3 protein-coding genes are annotated in these 2,961 nt (G+C 36.9%); all 3 read left to right on the top strand.

The window, feature by feature from the left end; genetic code table 11:
* Window positions 1–113: 113 nt before the first annotated feature.
* The 3 genes from BZG14_RS14975 to BZG14_RS14985 all read left to right on the top strand — a co-directional run bounded on the left by BZG14_RS14975 (window position 114) and on the right by BZG14_RS14985 (window position 2,877).
* Window positions 114–1,742 carry an ATP-dependent nuclease gene (locus BZG14_RS14975; protein ID WP_443509150.1) on the top strand — a complete coding sequence of 543 codons (1,629 nt, stop codon included), beginning with the start codon at window positions 114–116 and terminating at the stop codon, window positions 1,740–1,742.
* A 113-nt stretch (window positions 1,743–1,855) separates the two neighbouring features.
* Window positions 1,856–2,530, top strand: coding sequence for a hypothetical protein (locus BZG14_RS14980; protein ID WP_077609120.1), 675 nt, complete (start codon window positions 1,856–1,858; stop codon window positions 2,528–2,530).
* A gap of 104 nt (window positions 2,531–2,634) precedes the next feature.
* On the top strand, window positions 2,635–2,877 hold the full coding sequence (locus BZG14_RS14985) for a hypothetical protein (protein WP_033907395.1): 243 nt from the start codon (window positions 2,635–2,637) through the stop codon (window positions 2,875–2,877).
* The last annotated feature ends 84 nt before the right edge of the window (window positions 2,878–2,961 follow it).

The following is a 2,961-nucleotide window of genomic DNA, read 5'->3' on the forward strand; positions in this document are numbered from 1 at the left end:
TCAGATAGTTCCTATCTTTCGCTCAGATAGTTCCTATCTTTCGCCTTGAACGGCGTTATTTTGATGGTGATGAGCTGGAAAAAGCAGAAATACTAAATTCTGTCGCTATTAATATTAGTGAAAACGATGTGTCTCTTTCACTTAAAAGTCATGCCAAAGCTTTTATCGAACATAGAGACAGATTGATTGAAAGAATAGATTTGTCTGATTTACTTATTATCCCGTTAGGGGTTGATTATAAGGGCGACACGTCAATATCGCTCTTTAACAGCCGCATGATAGTCGAGAGGCTATTAGGGAATAATGTAGAAGAAGGTAAAACTTCGCTGTCTGATGATGAGCTTAAATCTTTTTTGCCATTGCTGGATAAAATTAAAGAGACCATTGATTATATCTATATACCTAGAGAGATAGAGCCGGAGCTTTTTACGAAGCTCGAGACTGACGAAATCCAGGTTCTTATGGGGGAGACTTTAATACAAATACTGAGTGAGCGCGTACCACAAAGACAAATTGCCGAAATCAATTCGAGCCTCAACGCTTTCATCGAAACACTTGCCCAAGAGCTAGAAATATACTCTTATAGAACGCCAACAGATAGGCAACAATATCTCAGAAAGAATGACGTATATAACCTAATAATTCAATCATTCTTTAGCACAAGAAAACTACACAAGAAGCAAGGTGAAAACTGGCTAGAGATTAGTTCATTAAGTTCAGGTGAAAAGCAAAAAGCCATAATCGATGTTGCACATAGCTTACTTAACAAACATAGAGATACCGGTACAAATCTGATAATAGGAATAGATGAACCAGAATCATCCTTGCATATGTCTGCATGTTTCGACCAATTTGATTCCTTATATGATATTAGCCGTGATGCTATGCAAGTTCTTTTTTCAACTCATTGGTATGGTTTTTTACCTACAATCGAGACAGGTAGTGCAACCGTAATATCCAAAAACGATTCAACACATGTTTTTGATATGATTAACTTGGCTAATTATAGAGAGCAAATAAAGCAATTAACTGCGTCATCTAGAGGGCGCCTACCTTATGATATAAGATTAAAGAGCATAAACGACTTCGTGCAATCAGTGATTACCAGCTCAATCGGAGAAACTCCATTTAACTGGATTATTTGTGAAGGGTCGTCTGAAAAAGTCTATTTGAGTTCCTACTTTCAAGATTTGATTGACTCAAAAAGATTAAGAATTGTCCCTGTCGGCGGCGCGAAAGAGATCAAGAGGTTGTACAACCACTTGTCGACCTCGTATGAAGACTTTCAGGATGAGATCACTGGAAAAATCATCTTACTTTCTGATACTGACGCACAACTAGTTAATTATGACGTAAATAATTATTCAAATCTTTTTTGTAAAAGAATGGTTAATTGCTTTCAAACTCGATCTACAAAGCTTGTCAATATTCAAGCCAACCCAGTTTCTCCAGCAACAGAAATAGAAGATGCTTTGAATGGTAAGTTGTTCTATGAAACTCTATGCACTTTTATTGAAAACTACCCTGAACAACTGAGTTTCTTGAATGAAATAGTAGAGGATGTTCCTCAAGAAAGTTCCAAGATAGCGTTAGATTTAAAGGCTAGCCAGTGGGTGCAAATTGAGCAATTCTTCGATATGGATAATAATAAATTCTTTTTCTCTCAGAGATATGCTGGATTTATAAATGGGGAATATGATGTGCCGTCATGGGTAGAGGAGATAAGGGGTTGGTTAAACTAGCTTATAACAAACAGCAGCAACGGACTGTCAATCCTGTCACTCAAATTGCTGCGCAATCACATGCCAGCCTTGCCAGCCGCTGTGCTGGACGTTAGTTTTCAATTGGAGTTCCTATGCTGGATTACAGAAAAGTACTCGACCAACTAGACAGTACTTACACTCATAGTTTCGATGGTGAAAGGCCATCAAATCTGCTTTGTCTTTCTGTTTCAGAACGTTACATCGATTCAGATCTTAAAGTAATGGTTTTTGGGCAAGAGACGAACGACTGGTATGGTTCATATAGTGATAAACATAATGAACAATGGCTCAAAGACTGCTACGAGGATTTTTTTAATTCTGATTACTGTTTCAGCTATGGAGGTCAATTCTGGAATGGTGTTTCCAGAACAATAGACTTATTGGAATCACGCACAGGTAAGTCCGTTGGGTTGCTCTGGAATAACATTATAAAAATTGGTAAAGAGGGTGAAAAAGGTTTACCAAACCAAGCTATTCTTGATTGGCAAACGGAAGCAATGTCTTTCATTGTTGAAGAAATTTCACTCACTAAACCAGATGTTGTTATCTTCTTCTCTGGACCAAACTACGATAACTTTTTGTGCCAGATTTTTGAGGATATAACATTTATGAAGCTTTCAGATAAAACTCCAAGACAGCTATCATTGCTCCAATCGAAACACTTACCTGTAATGTCTTTCAGAACTTACCATCCAAACTATCTATGGAGAAATGATATCAATAGCTATGTTAATGATATTATTGGTTTTATCGAAGTTAAAAACTAACAAGATAATAAAACGGAAAATATACAGTTGGCTAGCATTCCGCGCTTTATAGCTAACTGTAAATTTCCGCTTATTATGGCGTTATGTTTATTAAGGAGTTAGGTATGTATGAAGAAAAACTGAATATTCCAAAGAGCCATAAGCTTGTCAGAAAAAGTTGCAAAAGTGAGCAACGAAAAGGTCGTGATACTGACATTTATGGTTATGACGAACTAGATCAAAATGGGGAGCTAATCGCCAAGTACATCGTAAGGGATAGCATGAGCATCTATCCTCCTCAAAGCACTACAGTATCGTTCGTCAAATATGATGTTGATGGAACAGAAATTGAAAAAGGCACCTTATGAAAACTAAACAAATATTTTATAAAGTTCGTGGACATGATGATGAAACATATATCTTTCTAGACAGGCTAGATGATGGTACATATC

Origin of the sequence: Salinivibrio sp. IB282 (genome assembly GCF_001995685.1) — a bacterium.
Lineage (GTDB): Bacteria > Pseudomonadota > Gammaproteobacteria > Enterobacterales > Vibrionaceae > Salinivibrio > Salinivibrio kushneri.